A 1,109-nucleotide genomic window follows, 5' to 3' on the forward strand; every position below is an offset into this window, starting at 1 on the left:
TGACCGGCGACCTCCGTCGCGGTGAAAGTGGCCGGGGGTTCTCCGGCGCCGGCAACTGGACTTAGGCGTTCGGCGGCGGAGGGCGCAACGATGGTGAGAGCGACACAACACGCACTGGCAATCCTGGGCGGTGCGGTCATCGGTTACGCCGTCTTGGTGGCGGTTGCGAATCTGGAGTCCACGTCGTTCTACACCATCCGGTCATTTGTCACGGGCCGACAGTCGTTGAGCGAGATTATTGACCACCCGGCTGACCGTTGGGTGGCGCCAGTGCTGATGGCGGTCTTCGTCGGCGTCGGCGGGGCGGTCGCGGGTGTGTTGCTGTCATGGCGGTCACGGCCAATGGACCAAACCAAGCCGAACAAGGCGTTGCAGCCGACCGGGGGGCCAGTCGCGGACAGCGGCTTCAGTCATCCCGCCGGCAACTGAACTTTGGCGTTCGGCGACGGAGGGGAACGTTGAGAACCCGAAATGCGGTCATCGGTGTGGGGGGCGGGTTAACCGCCCTTGTTTGGCTCGTGTGGGCGGCGATCCCGCACGGGTTCGCGAACCCGCTTCCGGGCGAGGCCATGGCATCTCCTCTCAACGATCCAGAGATTGCCTTCGAACTTCGCCAATATCCCGGAGACGGGCATCCGGGGAACGCCGGCGATGCGATCCGAGTTCGGCTGGATCTCGACCGTTTGCATGCCCACGACATCTCCCATGACGACGTGATGAAAGCGTTTGTATGGAGCGGCGTTGTCAGTTCGCCCAGACCTGTCCCACCGCCAGGGGTCGTGTTCGTCCCGCACCTCGGCAGGCCGGCTCAGGTCGAAAACATCATCGTGATAGCCACTCCTGCGGGGGAGGTCGTCAGGCTTAAAGATGTCGCCAGGGTCGAACTACTCGCCCACGACTAAAGGCACGCCGAACCAGGCGCTGCACCGGGCCCGGCCGCACGCATTGGTTCTGGGATCGGATCAGACAATGGTGCGGCCGGGCCGGCGAGCTCGTTCGGCAGAGGAGGGCCTCGGGGTGTATCGGTTCACCGGGTTCTTCGCACGTCCGGCGTTCCGGCCGCCCGCCGCGCTGCCTGACGGCGCGGTCTGGCGTGAGGTCGTCGCCCC

Annotated in this window: 2 protein-coding genes; both read left to right on the top strand. The window is 65.4% G+C overall.

The window, feature by feature from the left end; genetic code table 11:
• Window positions 1-90 precede the first annotated feature (90 nt).
• Window positions 91-429, top strand: a complete 339-nt coding sequence (locus tag BGIM_RS0144745; protein ID WP_020476093.1) for a hypothetical protein — start codon at window positions 91-93, stop codon at window positions 427-429.
• 140 nt (window positions 430-569) lie between these two features.
• Entirely contained in the window at window positions 570-902 is a 333-nt protein-coding gene (locus BGIM_RS0144750; protein WP_157369921.1) for a hypothetical protein, read from the top strand.
• Window positions 903-1,109 lie beyond the last annotated feature (207 nt).

The sequence above is a fragment of the Zavarzinella formosa DSM 19928 genome (assembly GCF_000255705.1).
Lineage (GTDB): Bacteria > Planctomycetota > Planctomycetia > Gemmatales > Gemmataceae > Zavarzinella > Zavarzinella formosa.